The following is a 22,110-nucleotide window of genomic DNA, read 5'->3' on the forward strand; positions in this document are numbered from 1 at the left end:
TTGCCGCACCGGCCCCGTGCCCCGGGTCGACCTGGCGTTTTCGCGTCACACCCGGCGGCCGCGGACAACGGTTCAAGATCACTTCGGGGTGACCCGGCGGCGGGTTGTCGGCGGCAGGTGCGAGGATGCCTCCAGCACGTCGCGTCCATGGGGTCGGGAGCCCCCGCGCCGTGCCGACCTGTACCGGGCGACGCGTCCGTGCCGGGTGGGGGGTGACACGGGGCGGTCCCCTGCCGGGCATGTCGCGCAGAAGGGACCGCTGACGGCGATGCAGATCCGGCTGACCGTCCTCGCGCCGCACGCCGGGCGCGCCCGCGACGTGCTCGTCACGGCCCCCGCGGGCACGGCGCTGTCCGCCGTGGCCTCGAACCTGGCCGCCGCCGTCACCGGCCCCGACGCGGCCGGCACCGGCACGCCCGTGCTGTACGCGGGCGCGGAGCGGCTGGACGCCCGCTGCTGCGTCCTGGGCGAGCCGCCGCTGGTGGACGGGGCGGTGCTCGCGCTCCAGGCCCCCGACCCGGACGACCGGACCGGCCTCGCCGCCACCGCGTCCTCCGCCGCCCGGCTGCACGTGGTCGCCGGACCGGACGCGGGCGGGGTGCACCTGCTGCACGACGGGGCGATCAGGATCGGCCGCTCCGTCGAGGCGGACGTGCCGCTGGACGACCCCGACGTCTCCCGCGCCCACTGCACGGTGACCGTCGCCCGGGACGGCCGGGTCACCGTCGCCGACCTCGGCTCGACCAACGGCACGACGCTCGACGGCGCCCCCGTCGGCGACCGCCCCGTCCGGCTGCGCCCCGGCGCGCTCCTCCGCCTCGGCGAGTCCACCCTCCGCCTCACGGTCCCCGAGGACGCCCCCGCGGACGGCGAGGCCCTGCCCACGGCCCCCGACGGCGAGGGCCACCTCCGGATCCCCCTGCCGCCGGCCGCCTCCCCGGACGGGACCGACGCCCCGCGGGCCCCGCACGACGGCCCCACGGGCGCGTGGCCGGCCCCGGACGGCCCCACGGGCGCGTGGCCCGCGTCCGCCGGGCCCCGGGACCCCGCCCCTGCCGCCGGCGCGCCCTCGTGGGCCGGGCAGGGCCCCGAGACGCACGGCGGGGCGCGGGGCGTCCCCCTGGCCGGGGCGCGGCCGGACGCCGGGCACGCCAGGGCCCCGGAGCCCGACGGCGGTGACGGGGCCGGGGCGCACGGCCGCGTCCGTACGGACTCCGACGGCGGCGACCCGGCCACCCGCAGGACCGGCCGGCGCGGGCTCGGCGCCTGGGCCCGGCGGCTCGCGGGCGGCCGCGAGGCGGAGCCGGCCCCCGGCGCCCGCCCGGCCGCGGCGGCCTCCGAGACCCCCTGGTCCGAGGTGTCCGGCGCGACCGCCGCGCCGGACACCTGGCCCGATCCGGCGGCCGTCCTGCTCACCGCGCTCGGCCCCGGCCCCCGGCTGTGGGAGCGGGCCCCGCACCACCCGGAGGCCCTGGTCGTCCGGCTCGGCACCGCCGACCGCGCCGAGCTGTCCGGGGTGCCCGTCACCGTCGGGCTGCGCGAGGCCGGCTCCCTGGGCCTGGCCGGACCGGCGGACCGGCTGGCCGGCCTGGCCCGCTCCGTGGTGGCCCAGCTGGCCGCCCTGCACTCCCCCGCCGACCTGGAGATCGTCCTGGTCAGCGCCGACCGCAACCGCTCCCTGGAGGAGCGGCGGCGCGCCTGGGGCTGGCTCGGCTGGCTCCCGCACGTGCGGCCCGCGCACGGCCAGGACTGCCGGCTGCTCCTCGCGTACGACCGCGAGCAGGCCGAGGCCCGTACGGCCGAGCTGACCCGCCGGCTGGACGACGGCCCGCTGGGGCCCGGCTGGGCCAGCGCGGACCGCGCCGCGGTCGCGGAGGCCGCCGCGCGGCACACGGGCCCGGCGACCCTCGTCGTCGTGGACGGCGACCCCGGCACGGCGGCGCTGCGCGAGACGGTGGCCCGGCTCGCCGGGGCCGGCGCGGCGGCCGGCATCCACCTGATCTGCCTGGCCGAGGCGCCCCCGGCCTCCCCGGCCTCGCCGGTCGCCGCCACCTACGAGGCGGCGTGCGCGGCCTCCCTCGCCTTCCGCGAGTGCGGGGCCGCGGCCCTGCTGAGCGGTGACGTGGCGACGGCGCTGCGGCTGCTGCGGACGTCCGGCGGCCGGGCCGCGGGACACGGCACGGTCGGCGTCGTGGACGCGGTCTCCGTCGCCTGGGCGGAGCGCTTCGGGCGGGCGCTGGCCCCGCTGCGCACGGACGCGGCGTCGGCCGCGCCCGGACGGGCGGCCGCGCTGCCGCCGTCGGCCCGGCTCCTGGACGAGCTGGGTCTCGCCCGGGCCACGCCCGCGTCGCTGATGGCCCGCTGGGCGTCCGCCGGGGAGGGCACGGCCGTCCTCGGTGCGGGCCCGCGCGGCCCGCTCTCCGTCGACCTCACGGCGGAGGGCCCGCACCTGCTGATCGAGGGCCCGGCGGGCAGCGGCCGCACGGAGCTGCTGCGCGCCGTCGCCGCCTCCCTCGCGGCCGGCGGCCGCCCGGACCGGCTCGGGCTGCTCCTGGTGGACGGGGCGGGCGGCGAGCGCGGCGAGGGCCTCGCGGCCTGTACGGAGCTGCCGCACGTCACCGAGCACCTGGTGGCGTCGGACCCGGTGCGGATGCGGGAGTTCGCGCAGGCGCTGGGCGCGGAGCTGAAGCGCCGCGCGGAGCTGCTGGGGGACGCGGACCTCGGCGAGCTCCGGAGCACCCGCTCGGTGATCGGACAGCGGTCCGCGAGCGCCGCCGAGTCGGTGCCGCAGGGCGTCCGGGCGAGCCTCCGGCTCCCCGACGCGGCGGAGCCCGGCGACCGGCCGAGCGGCCGGACCCTGCGCACGGGCACCGGCGCGGTCGGCGACAGCCCGCCGGGCGCCCGGACCCCGTACCAGGGCGCGGACGCCCCGTCCGACCGCGCCTCGGACGAGCTTCCCGACACCCCCGGCGACCGGCTGGGCGGCCGCGCCCGCGTGGGCGACCTCCCGGCCGCCTTCGGCGGCCGCCTGGGCGGCCGCGCGGGCGCCGCCGACCTGCCCGCCCGCCCCAGCGGCCGCACCCTGCGCACCGACGACCCGGGGCGCGGCGCCCGGTCGGCCTACCCCGGCACGGAGGACGTCACCGGCACCTCCAGCAGCCGCACCCCCCACCCGGGCACCGCCGACCTCCCCCGCTCCACCAGCGCCCGCACCCCCTACCCCGGTGCCGGCGACCTCCCCCGGCAGAACGGCCCCCGCACCCCGTACCCGACCCCGGGCGACCTCCCCCGCACCGCGAGCGGCCGGACCCCGTACCCGGCTCCCGGGGACCTCCCCGCCACCGCGAGCGGCCGCACGCCCCACCCCGGCGCCGGCGACCTCCCCCGAACGAGCGGCGCCCGCACCCCGTACCCGGTCTCCGGCGACCTCTCCGCCGCCGCGAGCGGCCGGACCCCGTACCCGGCTCCCGGGGACCTCTCCGGTACGCCGAGCGGCCGGACCGCCCACCCCGGGGCCGGCGACCTCCCGCGGCAGGGCAGCGGCCGGATCCCGTACCCGGGCGCCGGGGAGCTCCCCGGCGCCGCGAGCGGCCGCACGTCCCGTACCGGGGCCGGCGACGTCGCGGCGGCGTCGAGCGGCCTGCCCGGGGGGCGGCCGGCCGAAGCGGCGGACGCCGGGGAGCGGGCCGGCGGCCGGACGCTCCGGGCGGACGCCGGACACGCGCCGGCCGGCGACCGGGGCAGCGCGCGCGTGCCCCGGCCGGGGGGCGAGGAGGACCACCTCCCGCGCCCGGCCGCGAGCCGGGTGCCGCTGCCGCGGCTCGTCGTGCTCGTGGACGACTTCGACGCCCTCGTCGCCCCCGCCCTCGGCGCCCCGGGGCGGCCCGCCGCCGGGTCCGTCGTCCGGGCCCTGGAGGCGGTCGCGCGGCACGGGGAGCGGCTCGGGGTGCACCTGATCGCGGCCTCCGCCCGCCCGGACCGGACCGCCGACACGGACCTGGCGCACGGCGCCCGGCTCCGCGTGGTCCTGGACGCGCCGCCCGCCACGCCCGGCCCCGACGTCCCGGCGCCCGGCCGGGGCCGGCTGGGGCACCCCGACGGCCGCGTGACGCCCTTCCAGGCAGGACGCGTCACCGGCAGGATCCCCCGGACGGCGACCCAGCGCCCGACCGTGGTCCCCCTGGAGTGGGAGCGGATGGGCGACCCGCCCGCCCGCCGCCCGGTCCGCGAGCTGGGCAACGGCCCGACGGACCTGGCCCTGCTGGCCAGCGCCCTGGACCGCGCGGCCCGCTCCGTCGAGGCCGCCCCGGTCCCCCCACTCACCCACGCCTGACCCCGAGCTCGTGCCGGGTCCGGACTCCGGCCCCGGCCCCGCTCCCCCAAGCCCAGAATCGGACCCACGCCCGCCCCGACCCACGTCTGTCCCCGGCCCAGACCCGACCCTGGCTCGGACTCGCCCCCGAGCCCGACCCTGGCCCAGACCCGACCCGTCCCCGGGCCTCACCTCGCCTCGACCTCGACCCCGGCCCAAGTCCTGGCCCCGGGCCCAGGCCCGAACCTGAACCCGACACCAGCCCCGGGTCCGTCCGCCCACCCCACCCCACCCCCCAAGGAGTTCACCAAGACGGGCGTCCCCCCGCCCTCCGCATAGGGCATATCTCCCATACCGGACCTAAGGTCGGAGCGTGACGACGCCCGATCGCCCCCGCTCCCGCGCCTCCGGTCCCCGCGCCCCCGCACCCCCCTCCCTCACCCGCTCGCCCTTCGAGTCGGACACCTTCACGTCCGCCACCTTCGTCACCGTCGGCCGCGGCCCGGCCCTCGCGCTCGCCGCCGTCTGGCTGGTCACCCGCGTCGGCATGCTGGCCCTGCTCGCGAGCGACAGCCTCGGCATCGGCGGGGTCGGCCACGAGGTGCAGCTCCTCTACCGCCACTGGTACGGCCTGTTCGCCGACGGCACCTTCCCGCCCTCGGACCCGACCTGGCAGTACCCGCCCGGCGCCGGGCTGGTGATCATGGCCCCGGGGCTGCTGATGCCCTGGCTCGGCTACACCCAGGCGTTCGTCGTCCTGACCCTCCTCGCCGACGCCGCCGTCACCCTCGGCCTGGCCGTCGCCGACCGCTCCCGGCTCACCCACGGCGCCTGGTACTGGGTCTGCGCCCTGCCGCTCCTCCTGCACCTGCCGCTCGCCCGGTACGACGTCCAGGCCACCGCCCTCGCCGTCCTCGCCCTGCTGCTGTTCAAGGGCCGCTCCCCCGCCGCCCACCGGCTCGGCGGCGCGCTCGCCGGACTCGGCGCGCTGGTCAAGGTGTGGCCGGCGCTCGCCCTGATCGGCACGCCCCGGGGGCGCACCACCCGGGAGGCGTGGACGGCCGCGGCGGTCACCGCCGCCACCCTCCTCGCCGTACTGGCGCTCTTCTTCTCCGGCTCGCTCGGCTTCCTGCGCGGGCAGGGCGCCCGGGGCGTCCAGGTCGAGTCGCTGGGCGGCACCGCGCTCGCCCTGGGCCGCGCGGCCGGCCTGTGGCCGGGAACGGCGGAGATCCGCTACGGCGCGTACGAGTACGTCGGGCCGTACGTCTCCACCCTCGGCCACCTGTTCCTGCTGCTGACCGTCGCCGCCCTCCTCTGGCTGGTGCTGTGGCGGCTCCGGGCCGTCCGCTGGACCGAGGCCACCCCGTTCGACGCCGCCCTCGCCGCCGTCCTGCTCCTCACCGTCACGAGCCGGGTGATCAGCCCCCAGTACCTGGTCTGGCTCCTCGGCCTCGCCGCCGTCTGCCTGACCTCCCGGCGCACGGTGATGCGCCCGGTGGCGCTGCTCCTGCTCCCCGCGGCGGCGCTCAGCTCCCTCGCGTACCCCGTCCTGTACGCGGAGGTCGTCGCCGGCGCCCCCGCCGGCCTGACGGTGATGGTCCTCCGCAACGCCCTGCTGCTCGCCGCGGCCGTCGTCGCCGCCCACCGCCTGTGGCGGGCCACGGTCACCCCCGTACAGGAACAGCCCCCCTCATAGCCCCCACGGCCCGCGCAGCCCGCACGGGCCCCACGTCCCCACGGCCCGCGCAGCCCCCACTGCCCCGGAACGGCCGGAGGGCCCCGCCGGACGCGGACGCGTCCTGCGGGGCCCTCCGGTTCTCCCTCGGCTAGCTGTGCGTGCGCAGCAGCGTCCGCATCGTCCGCATGGCCACCGACAGGTTGGCCAGGTCGAAGGTGTCCGAGCCCTGGATCTCCTCCAGGGTCGTGTGGGCACGGCCCAGGATCGCCGCGTTCTTCTCCTCCCACGCCTTGAAGCGCTCCTCGGGCGTCGAGGTGCCGTTGCCGGCGGCCAGGACGTCGGAGGTGAGCGCCGCGTGGGCGGCGAAGAGGTCCTCGCGGATGGAGGCGCGGGCCATGGACTGCCAGCGGTCGGCCCGCGGCAGCTCGATGATCCGGTCCATCAGGTCGGTGATCCGCAGGCGGTCGGCCAGGTCGTAGTAGACCTCGGCGACGGCCAGCGGGTCCTTCTGCGTGCGGTCGGCGATCGCGACGATGTCGAGCGTCGGGAAGGCGGACGAGAAGCCCGCGACGCGCACGGCCAGCTCCTCGGGGACGCCGAAGCCGGTCAGCTCGTCGAGGATCGAGCGGTACCACTCCGCGTCCGAGCCGCGCAGCAGCTCGGGCAGCCGCTCCCAGACCTGCTCGACCCGCTCGGCGAAGAAGTCGATGGTCTCGCCGATCGCGAGCGGCTGCGGCCGGTTGTTGAGCAGCCAGCGGGTGCCGCGCTCGACGAGTCGGCGGGAGTGCAGCCGCATCCGGGTCTGGACCTCGGCCGGGACCCGGTTGTCGAGGGCCTCGACGGCGTCCCAGACCTCGCCGAGCCGGAAGATGGTCCGGGCCGCGGTCTGGGCGCGGACGATCTCCTCCAGGGACGCGCCGGTCTCCTCGCGGAGGCGGTGCAGGAAGGTCGAGCCGCCGGTGTTGACGGTGTCGTTGACCAGGACGGTCGTGATGATCTCGCGGCGCAGCGCGTGGTTGTCGACGGCCTCGCCGAACTTCTCGCGCAGCAGCGTCGGGAAGTAGGCGTGGAGCAGGCCGGCCAGGTACGGGTCGTCGGGCAGCTCGGTGCCGATCAGCTCGTCGGCCACCGTGATCTTGGTGTACGCGAGGAGGACGGCGAGTTCGGGCTGGCTGAGGCCCTTCTCGTTGTTGAGCAGCTCGCGGATCTGCCGGTCGTTGGGCAGGAACTCCAGCGAGCGGTCGAGCGCCCCGTCGCGGCCCAGGCGGCGCATGAAGCGCTGGTGGGCGTGGAGCAGGGACGGCGACTGGGCGACGGCGTTGGCGAGGGCGGTGTTCTGCGCGTAGTTGTTGCGCAGCACGAGCCGGCCGACCTCGTCGGTCATCTCGGCGAGGATCCTGTTGCGCTGCTTGACGGTCATGTCGCCCTCGGCGACGAGCCCGTTGAGCAGGATCTTGATGTTGACCTCGTGGTCGGAGGTGTCGACGCCGGCGCTGTTGTCGATGGCGTCGGTGTTGATCTTGCCGCCCTCGCGCCCGGGTCCGCCGCTGCGGGCGAACTCGATGCGGCCGAGCTGGGTGGCGCCGAGGTTGCCGCCCTCGCCGACGACCTTGGCGCGGACGTCCTGGCCGTCGACGCGGATGGCGTCGTTGGCCTTGTCGCCGACCTCGGCGTTGGACTCGGCCGAGGACTTCACGTACGTGCCGATGCCGCCGTTCCACAGCAGGTCCACGGGGGCCTGGAGGATCGACTTCATCAGCTCGGCCGGGGTGAGCTTGGTGACGCCCTCCTCGATGCCGAGCGCGGCCCGCATGTGGGCGTTGACCGGGATCGACTTGGCCGTGCGCGGGTGGACGCCGCCGCCCGCGGACAGCAGCGAGGTGTCGTAGTCGGCCCAGGAGGAGCGGGGAAGGTCGAAGAGGCGGCGGCGCTCGGCGTACGAGGTGGCCGCGTCCGGGGTGGGGTCGATGAAGATGTGGCGGTGGTCGAAGGCGGCCACCAGGCGGATGTGCTCGGAGAGCAGCATGCCGTTGCCGAAGACGTCGCCGGACATGTCGCCGACGCCGACGACGGTGAAGTCCTCGGTCTGGGTGTCGTGGCCCAGCTCGCGGAAGTGCCGCTTGACGGACTCCCAGGCGCCGCGGGCGGTGATGCCCATGCCCTTGTGGTCGTAGCCGGCGGAGCCGCCGGAGGCGAAGGCGTCGCCGAGCCAGAAGCCGTAGTCCTCCGCGACGCCGTTGGCGATGTCGGAGAAGGTGGCGGTGCCCTTGTCGGCGGCGACGACGAGGTAGGTGTCGTCCTCGTCGTGGCGGACCACGTCGACCGGGGGCACGACCTCGCCGGCCACCAGGTTGTCGGTGATGTCGAGCAGCGCCGAGATGAAGGTCTTGTACGAGGCGATGCCCTCGGCCAGCCAGGCGTCGCGGTCCACGGCGGGGTCCGGGAGCTGCTTGGCGACGAAGCCGCCCTTGGCGCCGACGGGCACGATGACGGTGTTCTTCACCATCTGCGCCTTGACCAGGCCGAGGATCTCGGTGCGGAAGTCCTCGCGGCGGTCGGACCAGCGCAGGCCGCCTCGGGCGACCTTGCCGAAGCGCAGGTGGACGCCCTCGACGCGGGGCGAGTACACCCAGATCTCGAAGGCGGGCCGCGGGGCCGGCAGGTCGGGGATGGCCTGCGGGTCGAACTTCATGGAGACGTACGCGTGCGGGGCGCCGTCGGCCGCCTTCTGGAAGAAGTTGGTCCGCAGGGTGGCCTTGATGACGGTGAGGAAGGACCGCAGGATCCGGTCCTCGTCCAGGCTCGCGACCTGGTCGAGGGCGCCGTCCAGCTCCTCCAGGATGCCGTCGGTCAGCTCGGTGCCGGCGCGCTGGCGCTCCGGCGCCATCCGGGCCTCGAAGAGGGAGACGAGCAGCCGGGTGGTGTGGACGTTGTTGCGGAGGGTGTCCTCCATGTAGTCCTGGCTGAACGTCGAACCGGCCTGGCGCAGGTACTTGGCGTAGGCGCGCAGCACCATCGCCTCGCGCCAGGTGAGCCCGGCGGACAGGACGAGGGAGTTGAAGTTGTCGTTCTCGGCCTCGCCGGTCCAGGTGGCGGCGAAGGCCTCCTGGAAGCGCTCGCGGGCGTCGTCGCCGACGTAGTCGCCGCCGTTGCCGGTGGGCGCGGGCATCCGCAGGCCGAAGTCGTAGATCCAGGCGTGGGTGCGGTCGGCGCAGCGGAGCTCGTACGGGCGCTCGTCGGTGACCTCGACGCCGAGGCGGTTGAGGACCGGCAGGACGGCGGAGAGGGAGACCGGCTCGCCGGTCTTGTAGATCTTGAAGCGGCGCTCGCCGGGGCCGGCGGCGACGGGCTCGTAGAGGGAGAGCGCGAAGTCCTTGCCGCTGGCGGCGAGGGCCTCCATGCGGACCAGGTCGGCGACGGCGGCGCGCGGCGAGTGGTCGGCCTTGTAGCCCTCGGAGAAGGCGTTGCCGTAGCGGCGCAGCAGCTCGGCGGCGCGCTCCTCGCCGAACTCGGCGTTGAGGGCCTCGCCGAAGCCGTCGGCCCAGGAGCGGGCGGCCTCGACGAGCCGGGCCTCGATGCGGTCCACGTCGGCGTCGGTGAGGGCGGCGAGGACGGTGCCGGGCTCGACGCGGATGACGAAGTGGAGCCGGGAGAGGATCGACTCGGTGTTCCAGGCGGTGAAGTCGACGGAGGTGCCGTTCAGCTCCTCCTTGAGGATGTCGATGATCCGCAGCCGGACGCGGGTGGTGTAGCGGTCGCGCGGCAGGTAGACGAGGGCCGAGTAGTAGCGGCCGTACTCGTCCTGGCGCAGGTAGAGCCGCAGCCGGCGGCGCTCCTGGAGGTACAGGACGCTGGTGACGATGGACCGGAGCTGGTCGACCGGGGTCTGGAACAGCTCGTCGCGCGGGTAGGTCTCCAGGATCTGGAGCAGGTCGCGGCCGTCGTGGCTGTTGGGGGAGAAGCCGGCGCCGGCCAGGACCTCCTGGACCTTGCGCTTGACGACGGGGACGCGGCGCACGGACTCGGTGTACGCGGCGGACGAGAAGAGGCCGAGGAAGCGGCGCTCGCCGATGACGTTGCCGTCGGCGTCGAACTTCTTCACGCCGACGTAGTCGAGGTACGAGGGGCGGTGCACGGTCGCGCGGCTGTTGGCCTTCGTCAGGATGAGCAGCTTGTGCTCGCGGGCCTTGGCGCGGGCGTCGGCGGGCAGCCGGCTGAAGGACGGGGAGACCGGGTGGGCGTGGTGGCCCTCGTCGTCGCCGCTGTGGTGCGGGTCGGAGCGCAGGATGCCGAGGCCGGTGCCGGGGACGGCGGCGAGCGCGTCGCCGTCGACGAGCTCGTACTCGCGGTAGCCGAGGAAGGTGAAGTGGTCGTCGGCGAGCCAGCGCAGCAGCTCCTGGGCCTCCTCGACCTCGGTGGGCCGCAGGTCGGAGGCGGTGGGCTCGCCGGCCAGGCCGTCGGCGATGCGCAGCGCGGCGTCGCGCATCTTCTCCCAGTCCTCGACGGTCTCGCGGACGTCGGACAGGACGCGGAGCAGGTCGGCGGTGATCTGCTTGAGGTCGGCCCGGTCGGTCTCGCGGTCGATCTCGACGTGGATCCAGGACTCGGCGAGCGCGTCGTGCGGCAGCTCGCCGTGGATCTGGGTCGACAGGACCTCGATGAGCTTGCCGGTGATGTCGCGGCGGACGAGGACCTGCGGGTGGATCACGACGTGGATGCCGCGGCCCTGGCGGGACAGCTCGTTGGTGACGGAGTCGACGAGGAACGGCATGTCGTCGGTGACGACCTCGACGACGGAGTGGCTGCTGGTCCAGCCGTTCTCCTCGACCGTCGGGGTGTGCACGCGGACGTTCGCGGTGCCCTGGGGGCGGTTCTCCGCGAGCCGGTAGTGGGAGAGCGCGGCACCGAAGACGTCGTCCGGGTCGCGGTCGGACAGGTCCTCGGGGGCGGTGTGCAGGTAGTAGCGCTGGAGGTAGTCGAGCACGGTGTCCCGGTTCGGGCGCTCGCCCTCCGGCCCCGCCGGAAGTCGCCCCCCGACCGGGCTGTGCTCAGCTACGCGGGCGGCCCTTTCGAGCAGCTCGGCCTTTGCTTCGTCCAGCTTGGTCTGCATGTCCTCTGCTCCTGTCGCGCGCCGTTGCGTGACGTCGGTGGAAGAAAGAAAGGGCACAACGCCTCGACGCGGTGATTCCGGTCGAAGGCGACGTTATGCCCTGATGAGAGATGCCCGGATCGAAACCGGCCACGGAGGGCGGGGTTTCCGGACGGAGGGGATCGGCGAACGCACGGTCGACCCGGCCGCGTGAGCGGACCGGGCGGCAGCCGGGGGCCGCACTGCCCCCGCGGCGTATCGCGCTGATCACGGGAAAAGCCTATCGCTCATGCCCCCTGCCCCGTCATGAGCCGTATGTGTACAAAAGCGGGGTGGGAAGTTTGACGTTCTGGACAGCGACACATGCACTCTTGGCGGATCGCGCGGAACGGTGCAGCGTGGACGCGTGCACGACGACGGACCCACCATCCCTGGAACCGGGAGAGCCATGGCGAAGATCTTGATCGTGACGGGGGACGCGGCGGAGTCCCTGGAGGTGTTGTACCCGTACCAGCGTCTGCTCGAAGAGGGGTACGAGGTCGACATCGCGGCCCCGGCCCGCAAGCAGCTCCGGTTCGTGGTCCACGACTTCGAGCCCGGCTACGACACGTACACGGAGAAGCCCGGCTACACCTGGCCCGCCGACCTGGCCTTCTCCGAGGTCGACCCGGGCGACTACGCGGCCGTGGTGATCCCGGGCGGCCGGGCCCCCGAGTACCTGCGCAACGACCCGGAGCTCCGCAAGATCCTCAAGGCGTTCTTCGACGCGGACAAGCCGGTGGCGCAGATCTGTCACGGCCCGCTGCTCACGGCCGCGGTCGGCGGCCTGGAGGGCCGCCGGGTGACCGCCTATCCGGCCCTGGAGCTCGACATGCAGGCCGCTGGCGCCGACTTCCAGGACACGGCGGCGGTCGTCGACGGCCTGCTGGTCTCCTCGCGGGCCTGGCCGGACCACCCGACGTGGATGCGCGAGTTCCTGAAGGTGCTGCGCGCGAAGGGCTGACGCCCGGCGGGGCCGCCCGGGCGGCCCCGCACCCCGGCCCCGCCCCCGGCGGTCAGACCAGCTCCTCCGCGACCGAGACGGCCTCCTCCAGGGTGTCCACGACGGGCACCCCGACCCGCTCCAGCGAGGCCCGGCTGTGCGAGCCGCCGGTGAACAGCACGGCCTTCGCCCCCACGTGCGCCGCGGCCACCGCGTCGTCCGCGGCGTCCCCGATGACGACGATCCGCTCGGCCGGCACGGCCAGCGCCCGCAGGTGCCGCACCATGTGCCCGGACTTCCCGTCCGTGGAGCTGTCGGGGCGCCCGTCGACCCGTACGAACCGCTCCGCGATGCCGTGCCTCCGCACCAGCGGCAGGAGGTCGGCGTGCGGCGCCAGGGAGAGCAGCGACTGGGTGGCCCCGGCGGCCTGCCGGGCGGCCAGCAGCTCGGCGGCGCCCGCGGTCAGCCCGCAGGCCTCCGCGCGCTCCCAGTAGTACCGGTGGAAGGTCCCGTCCATCAGGGTCCACTCGGCGTCGGTGGGCAGCCGGCCCATCAGCCGCTCGTAGAACTTCGGCACCGGGACGGTGTACAGGTCGCGGTACCGCTCCAGCGTGAGCTGTTCGAGGCCGAGTTCGGCGAAAGCCGCGTTGGTGGCCCCGATGACGGCGGCGATGTCGTCCAGCAGGGTGCCGTTCCAGTCCCAGACCAGGTGCTTCTTCATGTGCTGCTTCCCCATGGACCGACGGTACAGGCCGCCGGTTCAGCCGAGGAGGGAGGGGATCTCCTGGATCCCGAACCAGAGCAGCTCGTGGTCCTCGGCGCCGTCCACGACGAACTGCGCGTCGTCGTCGCCCTGGTCGGCGGCGCCGAGCGCGGCGGCCGCGGCGGTGACGTCCGCCTCGGCGTCGTCGGCGTCGGCGTGCACGGCGGCGGCCTTGGCCAGGGCCACGGCCCCGGCGATCCGCACCTCGCCGATCGCGCCGGCGTCGAGCCCCCGGTCCGGGTCGGCGACGGCGTCCTTGTCGGCGACGTCGACGGCGACGACCACCCGGCGGCGGGGCGCCTCGGGGTCGCCCGCGACGAGCCGCAGCGAGGCGGCGGCGGCCCGGCTGAGCGCCGCGTACTCCAGCTCCTCGATGTCGTCGGAGACGTACCACTCGCGCAGCGCGGGCGTGACGGCGTAGGCGGTCAGCGGCCCGGGGCCCAGCTCCCCCGCCTTGTGCGCCTGTGCGAGACCGGGGAGGGTCAGAGGAACGTACACGCGCATGACTGGCCGCTTTCGTAGTCGGAAACGCCCTCAGGATACGTCCGGCCCCGCCGCCGGGGGATGCCCGCCCGGGGTCCCCCGTCCCCCGGATAGGTGAATCACTCAGCGTGTCCGCCCGCCCCGCGCCGACCCTTGCGCCCGCCGCTCCCGGCCCCGTACAAGATCCCCACGGAAAGTTACCGACCGGTACCACACGGTCACGCACCGGAGGGATCCCCCCATGCCCCACTCCACGCCGGCCACCTGCCGACCCACCGCCGCCGCCACTGCCACTGCCACTGCCTCGACCGTCCCCGCCGCGACCGTCCCCGCCGCCCGCCTCGGGCGCCGCGGAGGCCACCCCCGCCCCGCGGGACCGCCGCGGACCCCCTCCCCCGCCCGCCGCACCCTCCCCGTCCACACCGCCTTCGCCGAGCGGCTGCTCTCCGTGCTCAGCGGGGAACGGCCGGTCCACTCGATGCTCGGCCTGACCGTCGGGGACGCGTACGACCAGCTGGTCCGCCTCGCCCCGAGGACGGCCGCCCGGGGCCCCGGGCCCCGCCCGGTGCTCCGCCGGTGCGCCGCGCAGCCGCACTCCGGCGACACCGTCCTGGAGGTCTTCGCCTCGCTCGCCGCCGGCCCCCGCGTCCGCGCCCTCGCGTTCCGCCTGGAACGGGGCCACGACCACCGCTGGCGGTGCGCCGCCGTCGAGCTCGACGGCCTCGGCCGGCTCGTCGACGGCGGCCCCCGGCCATGACGAAGGGCCCCGCCGGACGGATCCGGCAGGGCCCCTGGCCACGGTTCAGGCGATCACTTCTTGCGGCGGCGCCCGCCCGCGTTCTTCTGCGCCTTGCGGCGCTCCGCCCGCGTCAGCCCGTCACCCGCCTCGTCACCGTCCGAGGCGAAGTCGCCCTCGACGACACCGCCGTCGCCGTCCACCGACGGCGCGGAGAAGTGCAGCCGGTCCGGCCGCTGCGGGGCCTCGAGCCCCTTCGCGCGGATCTCCGGACGGCCGCCCGCCGCCACCGCCTCGCCCTTGTCCAGGGACGGCGCGCCGGCCTGCACCGGAACCTCCTCGACCTGCTGCTCGACCTGGACCTCCAGGTTGAACAGGTAGCCGACGGACTCCTCCTTGATGCCCTCCATCATCGCGGTGAACATGTCGAAGCCCTCGCGCTGGTACTCGACCAGCGGGTCCTTCTGCGCCATGGCGCGCAGACCGATGCCCTCCTGGAGGTAGTCCATCTCGTAGAGGTGCTCGCGCCACTTGCGGTCGAGGACCGAGAGCACGACCCGGCGCTCCAGCTCACGCATGATCTCCGAGCCGAGCTGCGCCTCGCGCGCCTCGTACTGCTCGTGGATGTCGTTCTTGATGGACTCGGCGATGAACTCCGCGGTGATGCCCGCGCGGTCGCCCGCCGCGTCCTCCAGCTCCTCGACGGTGACCTTCACCGGGTAGAGCTGCCTGAAGGCGCCCCACAGCCGGTCCAGGTCCCACTCCTCGGCGAAGCCCTCGGCGGTCTCCTGGCGGATGTAGTCGTCGATGGTGTCGTCCATGAAGTGCTGGATCTGCTCCTGCAGGTCCTCGCCCTCCAGGACGCGCCGCCGCTCGCCGTAGATGACCTCGCGCTGCCGGTTCAGCACCTCGTCGTACTTCAGGACGTTCTTGCGGGTCTCGAAGTTCTGGGTCTCGACCTGCGACTGCGCGGAGGCGATGGCCCGGGTGACCATCTTGTTCTCGATCGGCACGTCGTCCGGCACGTTGGCCATGGCCATGACCCGCTCGACCATCTGCGCCTTGAAGAGCCGCATCAGGTCGTCGCCGAGCGACAGGTAGAAGCGGGACTCGCCCGGGTCGCCCTGACGGCCGGAACGACCGCGCAGCTGGTTGTCGATGCGGCGCGACTCGTGGCGCTCGGTGCCCAGCACGTACAGCCCGCCGAGCTCCTTGACCTCCTCGAACTCCGCCTTCACGGCCTTCTCGGCGCGCTCCAGGGCACCAGGCAGGGCCGCGGCCCACTCCTCGACGTGCTCGACCGGGTCGAGACCCGCCTGGCGCAGCTCCGCCTCGGCGAGGTCGTCCGGGTTGCCGCCGAGCTTGATGTCGGTGCCGCGGCCCGCCATGTTCGTGGCGACCGTGACGGCGCCGCGGCGGCCGGCCTGGGCGACGATGCTGGCCTCGCGCTCGTGGTGCTTGGCGTTCAGCACCTCGTGCGGGACACCGCGCTTGGAGAGCTGCTGCGAGAGGTACTCGGACTTCTCGACGGAGGTGGTGCCGACGAGGACCGGCTGGCCCTTCTCGTGCTTCTCGACGATGTCGTCGACGACCGCGGCGAACTTCGCGACCTCGGTCCGGTAGATCAGGTCGGACTGGTCGGTGCGCTGCATCGGCCGGTTCGTCGGGATCGGGACGACGCCGAGCTTGTAGATCTGGTGGAACTCGGCCGCCTCGGTCATCGCCGTACCGGTCATGCCGGACAGCTTGTCGTAGAGGCGGAAGAAGTTCTGGAGGGTGATCGTGGCGAGCGTCTGGTTCTCGTCCTTGATCGGCACGCCCTCCTTGGCCTCGATGGCCTGGTGCATGCCCTCGTTGTAGCGGCGGCCGGCGAGGATGCGGCCGGTGTGCTCGTCGACGATCATGACCTCGCCGTCGATGACGACGTAGTCCTTGTCCTTCTTGAACAGTTCCTTCGCCTTGATGGCGTTGTTCAGGTAGCCGACGAGCGGGGTGTTGACCGACTCGTAGAGGTTGTCGATGCCCAGCCAGTCCTCGACCTTGGCGACGCCGGCCTCGTGGATGGCGACCGTGCGCTTCTTCTCGTCGACCTCGTAGTCGCCGGTCTCCTCGATGCCCTTCAGCGGGTTGCCGGGCTCGCCCTTGCTCAGACGGGTGACCAGCTTCGCGAAGTCGCCGTACCACTTGGTGGCCTGGTCGGCGGGGCCGGAGATGATCAGCGGCGTACGGGCCTCGTCGACGAGGATCGAGTCGACCTCGTCGACGCACGCGTAGTTGTGGCCGCGCTGGACCAGCTCGTCCTTCGACCAGGCCATGTTGTCGCGCAGGTAGTCGAAGCCGAACTCGTTGTTCGTGCCGTACGTGATGTCGCAGGCGTACTGCTCGCGGCGCTGCGCCGGCGTCATGTTGGCCAGGATGCAGCCGACCGTCAGGCCCAGGAACTTGTGGACCCGGCCCATCATCTCGGAGTCGCGCTCGGCCAGGTAGTCGTTGACCGTGATCAGGTGGACGCCCTTGCCGGACAGCGCGTTCAGGTACGCCGGGAGGGTGCCGACGAGGGTCTTGCCCTCACCGGTCTTCATCTCGGCGACGTAGCCGAGGTGCAGCGCGGCGCCGCCCATGATCTGGACGTCGTAGTGACGCTGGCCGAGGACGCGCTTCGCGGCCTCGCGCACGGTCGCGAAGGCCTCCGGCAGCAGGTCGTCGAGGCTCTCGCCGTCGGCGTACCGCTGCTTGTACTCCTCCGTGAGGGCCCGCAGGTCGGCGTCGGAGAGGTTGACGAAGTCCTCTTCGATGGAGTTGACCTGGTCCGCGATGCGGTGCAGTTTGCGCAGGATCTTGCCTTCGCCTGCACGCATGAGCTTGTTGAAGACGGACACTGAGGCTGGTCTCCTTGCCGGTCGGGCCTGGCACTGGGTCTTGTCACGGACACGAGCGCGGGCACGGCAGGTGGTCCCCACCGCAACGGCCATCGTAAGCGAGACCACCCTCACGGAGGGAGGGCCCGCGGGGCCGCCGCCGCACGTCCGCCCACAAGAGAGAACGCACGAGGTGGTCGGAAGGTGCCGCGCCTTCCGAAAAGTGTTCGCTTCCGCCCGCCCGGGTCCCCACAATCCGGGCATGGATCCCCTCACGCTCACCAGCGAACGCCTCCGGCTCCGCAGCTTCGTCCCCGAGGACGAGGACGTCGTGTACGCCCACTGCCAGGACCCCGCCATCCGCCGCTGGACGACCGTCCCGGACCCGTACCCCCGCGAGGCCGCCTCCTTCTTCCTGAACCGGATCGTCCCGGACGGCTGGCGCGACGACACCGACTACAACTTCGCCGTCGAGCCCCTGGACGGCGGCCCGCTGCTCGCCGCCACCGGCCTGCACCAGCGCGGCGACGGCACCGGCGTCTGGGAGATCGGCTTCTGGCTGGCCCCCGGCCACCGCGGCCGGGGCTACATGACGGAGACGGTGCGCACCGCCGCCCACTGGGCCTTCACCGGCCTCGGCTGCGTCCGCCTGCTCTGGCGCGCCGAGGTCGGCAACACCGGCTCCCGCGCGGTGGCCGAGCGGGTCGGCTTCACCATGGAGGGCGTCCAGCGCGCCGGCCTGCTGCACAACGGCACGCTCAGGGACGCCTGGACCGGCTCGCTGCTCCCCTCCGACTTCGGCCTGCCGAGCCCCGTCCCGTACCTCCCGCCGCGCGAGGCGCCGCCCTCCGTGGACCCCCGGCCGACCGCCCCGGAAGGCCCCGGCGCTGTCAGTCCCGGGGCCTAGGGTTTCCCCATGACGACCGTGCCGAAGACCGCTCCGCCGACCGCCCCGACGCCCGCTCCGAAGCCCGTCACCGAACTCTCCGCCGCCGAGGCCCGCAGGATCGCCCTGCGCGCCCAGGGCTTCCTCGGCGCCCCCGACCGCCGGGCCGGGGTCCGCGGCGTACTCCGTCACCTCGGCCAGGTCCAGCTGGACACCATCTCGGTCCTGGCCCGCTCGCACGAACTGATCCCGTACGCCCGCCTCGGCGCGGTCGGCCGGGCCGCCGTCGAGGAGGCCTACTGGTCGGACGGGCACGCCTTCGAGTACTGGTCGCACGCCGCCTGCATCCTGCCCGTCGAGGAATGGCCGCTGTTCGCCTTCCGCCGCCGCGCCTACCGCGCCCGCCCGCAGTGGCACCACGAGCTGTCCGGCGGCTCCTACGCCAAGGTGATCGACCAGCTCCGGGCCGAGGGCCCGCGCACCGCGACCGAGCTGGGCGGCGCCAAGAACAAGGGCGAGTGGTGGGACTGGTCCGACACGAAGATCGCCGTCGAGCGGGCGCTGATGTACGGCGAGGTCGTCGTCACCGAGCGGCGCGGCTGGAAGCGCGTGTACGACCTGGCGGAGCGCGCGATCCCGGAGCCGCTGCGGCACGACTCCTTCGACGACGCCGAGTGCGTGCGGCGGCTCGTGCGGCAGGCGGGCGAGGCGCTGGGCGTCGGCACGCGCGCGGACATCGCCGACTACCACCGGCTCAAGGGGGAGCAGTTCGACGCGGTGGTGGCGGACTCGGGCCTGGTGCCGGTGACGGTGGCGGGCTGGGGGAAGCCGGCCTGGGCGGACCCGGCGGCCCTGGCCACGGAGCCGCGCGGCCGGCACCGCACGACGCTCCTCTCCCCCTTCGACTCGCTGATCTGGGAGCGGGCCCGCACGGAGCGGATCTTCGGCTTCACCCACCGGCTGGAGGCGTACGTGCCCAAGCCGAAGCGGGTGCACGGCTACTTCGCGATGCCGGTCCTCGCCGGCGGCCGCCTGGTCGGCCGGGTGGACCCGGCCCGCGAGGGCCGCACCCTGGTCGCCAAGCAGGTCTCCCTGGAGGGCCCCAAGGCCGTCCCGGCCGTCGCCCGGGCCCTCCGCGAAGCCGCCGAGTGGGTCGGCTGCGACGCGGTCCGCGTCGAGCGCCTGGACCCCCCGGAGCTCACCCCGCCCCTCCTCAAGGCCCTGGAAGCGTGACGGCTCCTTCAGCGGATCTCCAGGATCTTCTCCCGCATCGCGTAGACCACGGCCTCCATGCGGGAGTGGAGCTGGAGCTTCTCCAGGATGTTCCGGACGTGGTTCTTCACCGTGTTCTCGGAGATGAAGAGCTCCTTGGCGATGTCCCGGTTGTTCATGCCGGTGGCGACGAGCTTGAGGACCTCCAGCTCGCGGTCGGTGAGCCGGGGCGCGGGGACGAGGCGGCGCTCGTCGGTCCGCTGGATCATCGACTTGAACTCGGTGAGGAGCTTCGACGCCATGGAGGGGCTGATCTGGGACTGCCCGTCGGCGACGGCACGGATCGCGGTCGCGACCTCGTCGGTGGAGATCTCCTTGAGGAGGTAGCCGGTCGCACCCGCCTTGATCGCGTCGTAGAGGTCGGCCTCCTCGTCGCTGATCGTCAGCATGATGATCTTCGCGCTGGGGGCGACCTCCTTGATGGAGGTGCACGCCTCGATGCCGCCGCGCCGGGGCATCCGCACGTCCATCAGGACGATGTCGGGCAGCAGGTCCGCCGCCTTGTCGACGGCCTCGGCCCCGTCGCCCGCCTCGCCGACGACCTGGATGTCCTCCTCCTGCGCGAGGACGATCTCCAGCCCGCGCCGGAAAAGCGCGTGGTCGTCCACGACGAGGACCCGGATCGGCTCCCCGCGATAGACCTCGTTGGCCGATTCCGACCCTTCCGGAGCGTTCTCATGGGCGAGCACACCGCGCTCGCGCCCGCTGAGCACCGGGCCGAAGCTGTCTGCCATCGTTCCTCCCCCTGAAGGCCGTGGCCTGAATTCGTTTCCGGTCCCCCAACCACTGCCCGGGAAGCACCGGTTGGCGTGCACGCCATGATTTCATGCCCGGGCGGTTCCGGGGTGGCCCCGTGGGCGCACAGGGGTGCCCCTGGGGGCGCGAAGGGCGCTCCAGGGGCACCGTGGGGACACGTGGGGCGGAGGGTGCGGAACGGCCGCGGCGCCGAGAGCGGGCCGCCGCGGCCCGGTCCCTGACGCCTCGTCGGCCGCCCGGCCGGAACCGGCCGGCGGAACCGGCCGGCCAGCCGTTCGACGGGTCAGCCGCCGAGCGCGCCGCCCGCTCCGCCGCTGTTCTCGGCGAGCGGGTCGTTCTCCAGGTGGATGACGCCGTAGTCGTAGGCGTGGCGCCGGTAGACGACGCTCGGCTGCTTGGTCTCGGCGTCGACGAAGAGGTAGAAGTCGTGCCCGACCAGTTCCATCTCGTAGAGGGCCTGGTCGAGTCCCATGGCGGCGGCCCGGTGCGTCTTCTCGCGCACCACCAGCGGACCCTCGCCCTGGACCTCGATCGAGCCCATCATCCTGGTGGGCACCTCGCCGCCGGCCTCGTCGGCGACGAGCTCGCCCTGACCGTTGAGCTGGGCGACACCGGGGACGACGTCGGCGACCTCCGCCGCGGAGAGCCGCCCGGTGCCCCGGCGGGTGTAGCGCTTGTCGTGCTGCTTGCGGAGCCTGGCCTCCAGCTTGTCGCTGGCCAGGTCGAGGGCCGCGTACGGGTCGCCGGCCGACGCTTCCGCCCGGATGACCGGGCCTCGGGAGTGGAGGGTGATCTCCACGCGGTCGGACCGGTCGGCCTGCCGCGGGTTGGGCTCCTTGGACACCTCGACGTCGAGGCTGATCACCTTGCCGTCGAGCTTCTGGATCTTCTCCAGCTTCAGCTTCTCGGCCACGTGCTTGCGGAACCGCTCGGGCACCTCTGTCTTGCGGCCCTTGACGACGATGTCCACGCAGAACTCCGTTCCCGGATCGCCCGCCAGGCTCCTAGGCCGACGGGCATCTCCCTTTGCACCAGCTCCGGCGGTTTCACCGGAGCTCGGACTTGGCGACTTCGACCTCCTCCTCCCCAGCCGACGAGATCACAACCCCATCGACGAGAGGTTAATTCGCCCTGAACTCCTGTCCTGTAGGCGCAACCATGTATGCGGTGAGGCCGGGCATTCACCCTTCCTCACAACCGAACATAGCCCCTTCGGACGGGTGTCGGCACCCGCTACCGCGACTTACCTCCATTCGGAGGCTTTCACCTCTCACCACCTGCAACGATCCAAGTTCCCGACGAGTTCCGGTTTAATTCGAACGAAGCGGGAGATGATGCGATCACGGCCGCCACCCGCTGTTCGAATTCATGCTGCGCGAAATCCCCTCGGGGTCCTTCCGCCGTTGCGGGGGTGAACGGAGGGTGTACGGCTCCGAGGGCGCGCGCCGCCTCCGCGAGCGTCGCGCCGGTGGTCATCAGGTCGTCCACCAGGACCGCCCGCCCGGCAGCCAGGAGCCGTACGCCGCCCGGCACCACCTCCAGCGCCCCGGCCAGATTCGCCCGCCGCCCCCGCGCCCCCAGTCCCGCCTGGTCGGCCACGGCCCGCCGCTGCCGCAGCACCGGCAGCACCCGCGCGGGCCGCCCCGCCCGCCGCAGCCGCGCGGCCGCGGCCAGCGCCACCCGCCGCGTCGGATCGTGCCCGCGGGCCCGCACCGAACGCCGCGAGGAAGGCACCGGCACCAGCAACAGCGGCCGCCCCGGCCCACCCCCACCGTCCGCGGCCCCCACCGCGGCCTCCACGGCCCCGGCGAGCGCCGCTCCCAGGGGCGCCGCGAGCCCCAGCGCCCCGCGCTCCTTGTGGGCGATCAGCAGCGCCCGTACGGCCCCCTCGTACGGCACGGCGGCATGCACCACGGGCAGCCCCTCCGGCTCCGGCAGGGGGCGCACCCGCCCGCCCCCTCCCCCCTCCCCCGCCCCGGCCCCCTCCAGCACCCCCGCACACTCCGCGCAGAGCGCCGCACGAGGCGCCCCGCAGCCCTCGCAGGCGCTCGGCAGCACCAGCTCGGAGATCTCGCGCCACCAGCCCCGCATGGCTTCACTCTGCCCCGGTCGCGGGGGCACCGCCACCCCTGTGGACAACGCCCTGTGGACAACCCGGAGAGGCGCGGTCCCGGGCCCCGCCCGGCCCCGGGACAGCCCTCAGCCACCCAAGCGAGCACCCGCTCCACCGCTCAACTGCCCAACCGGCAAGCGGCAAGCGGCAACCGGCCATCAGCCATCAGCCACTGACCACCG

The 22,110-nt window shown here is 74.2% G+C and carries 12 protein-coding genes and 1 pseudogene; 6 read left to right on the top strand and 7 right to left on the bottom strand.

The window, feature by feature from the left end; all coding sequences use genetic code 11:
• Nucleotides 1–268: 268 nt before the first annotated feature.
• Nucleotides 269–4,333: an FHA domain-containing protein gene (locus tag ACFW6A_RS23050; protein ID WP_386642413.1), complete on the top strand. Its 4,065-nt coding sequence runs from the start codon at nt 269–271 to the stop codon at nt 4,331–4,333.
• 352 nt (nt 4,334–4,685) lie between these two features.
• Nucleotides 4,686–6,008: a glycosyltransferase 87 family protein gene (locus tag ACFW6A_RS23055; RefSeq protein ID WP_351854880.1), complete on the top strand. Its 1,323-nt coding sequence runs from the start codon at nt 4,686–4,688 to the stop codon at nt 6,006–6,008.
• A gap of 130 nt (nt 6,009–6,138) precedes the next feature.
• On the opposite strand, the gene ACFW6A_RS23060 is transcribed toward ACFW6A_RS23055, so the two are convergent.
• Complete coding sequence (locus ACFW6A_RS23060; protein WP_386642416.1) at nt 6,139–11,100, bottom strand: NAD-glutamate dehydrogenase; 4,962 nt, start codon at nt 11,098–11,100, stop codon at nt 6,139–6,141.
• 427 nt (nt 11,101–11,527) lie between these two features.
• Between ACFW6A_RS23060 and ACFW6A_RS23065 the strand changes: the two genes are divergently transcribed.
• Nucleotides 11,528–12,082, top strand: coding sequence for a DJ-1/PfpI family protein (locus tag ACFW6A_RS23065; protein ID WP_030498383.1), 555 nt, complete (start codon nt 11,528–11,530; stop codon nt 12,080–12,082).
• 52 nt (nt 12,083–12,134) lie between these two features.
• Here the strand turns inward: ACFW6A_RS23065 and ACFW6A_RS23070 are convergent, their stop codons facing one another.
• The gene (locus tag ACFW6A_RS23070) at nt 12,135–12,797 is read right to left on the bottom strand and encodes an HAD hydrolase-like protein (RefSeq protein WP_351854884.1); all 663 of its coding nucleotides are present in this window, start codon (nt 12,795–12,797) and stop codon (nt 12,135–12,137) included.
• A 24-nt stretch (nt 12,798–12,821) separates the two neighbouring features.
• Nucleotides 12,822–13,328, bottom strand: a complete 507-nt coding sequence (locus tag ACFW6A_RS23075) for a DUF6912 family protein (RefSeq protein ID WP_351854886.1) — start codon at nt 13,326–13,328, stop codon at nt 12,822–12,824.
• 220 nt (nt 13,329–13,548) lie between these two features.
• Here ACFW6A_RS23075 and ACFW6A_RS23080 point away from each other — a divergent pair, with 220 nt between their 5' ends.
• Entirely contained in the window at nt 13,549–14,064 is a 516-nt protein-coding gene (locus ACFW6A_RS23080; protein WP_351854888.1) for an Rv3235 family protein, read from the top strand.
• 53 nt (nt 14,065–14,117) lie between these two features.
• Here the strand turns inward: ACFW6A_RS23080 and secA are convergent, their stop codons facing one another.
• On the bottom strand, nt 14,118–16,922 hold the full coding sequence (gene secA / locus ACFW6A_RS23085; protein ID WP_351854890.1) for a preprotein translocase subunit SecA: 2,805 nt from the start codon (nt 16,920–16,922) through the stop codon (nt 14,118–14,120).
• Between the two features lie 241 nt (nt 16,923–17,163).
• Between secA and ACFW6A_RS23090 the strand changes: the two genes are divergently transcribed.
• Both ACFW6A_RS23090 and ACFW6A_RS23095 read left to right on the top strand, forming a co-directional pair.
• Complete coding sequence (locus ACFW6A_RS23090) at nt 17,164–17,808, top strand: GNAT family N-acetyltransferase (protein WP_351854892.1); 645 nt, start codon at nt 17,164–17,166, stop codon at nt 17,806–17,808.
• Between the two features lie 9 nt (nt 17,809–17,817).
• Nucleotides 17,818–19,020, top strand: coding sequence for a DNA glycosylase AlkZ-like family protein (locus tag ACFW6A_RS23095; protein WP_351854895.1), 1,203 nt, complete (start codon nt 17,818–17,820; stop codon nt 19,018–19,020).
• A gap of 8 nt (nt 19,021–19,028) precedes the next feature.
• On the opposite strand, the pseudogene ACFW6A_RS23100 reads toward ACFW6A_RS23095, so the two are convergent.
• From ACFW6A_RS23100 to ACFW6A_RS23110, 3 genes and pseudogenes are all read right to left on the bottom strand, one after another.
• Nucleotides 19,029–19,694 (bottom strand): annotated as a pseudogene (locus tag ACFW6A_RS23100) (response regulator); the annotation flags it as partial.
• A 404-nt stretch (nt 19,695–20,098) separates the two neighbouring features.
• Nucleotides 20,099–20,785: a ribosome hibernation-promoting factor, HPF/YfiA family gene (gene hpf, locus ACFW6A_RS23105; RefSeq protein WP_386478218.1), complete on the bottom strand. Its 687-nt coding sequence runs from the start codon at nt 20,783–20,785 to the stop codon at nt 20,099–20,101.
• A 293-nt stretch (nt 20,786–21,078) separates the two neighbouring features.
• Nucleotides 21,079–21,906 (bottom strand): ComF family protein, encoded by an 828-nt coding sequence (locus tag ACFW6A_RS23110; protein ID WP_351854897.1) that lies wholly within the window; start codon nt 21,904–21,906, stop codon nt 21,079–21,081.
• Between the last annotated feature and the right edge of the window lie 204 nt (nt 21,907–22,110).

This window comes from Streptomyces sp. NPDC058758 (assembly GCF_042746075.1).
Lineage (GTDB): Bacteria > Actinomycetota > Actinomycetes > Streptomycetales > Streptomycetaceae > Streptomyces.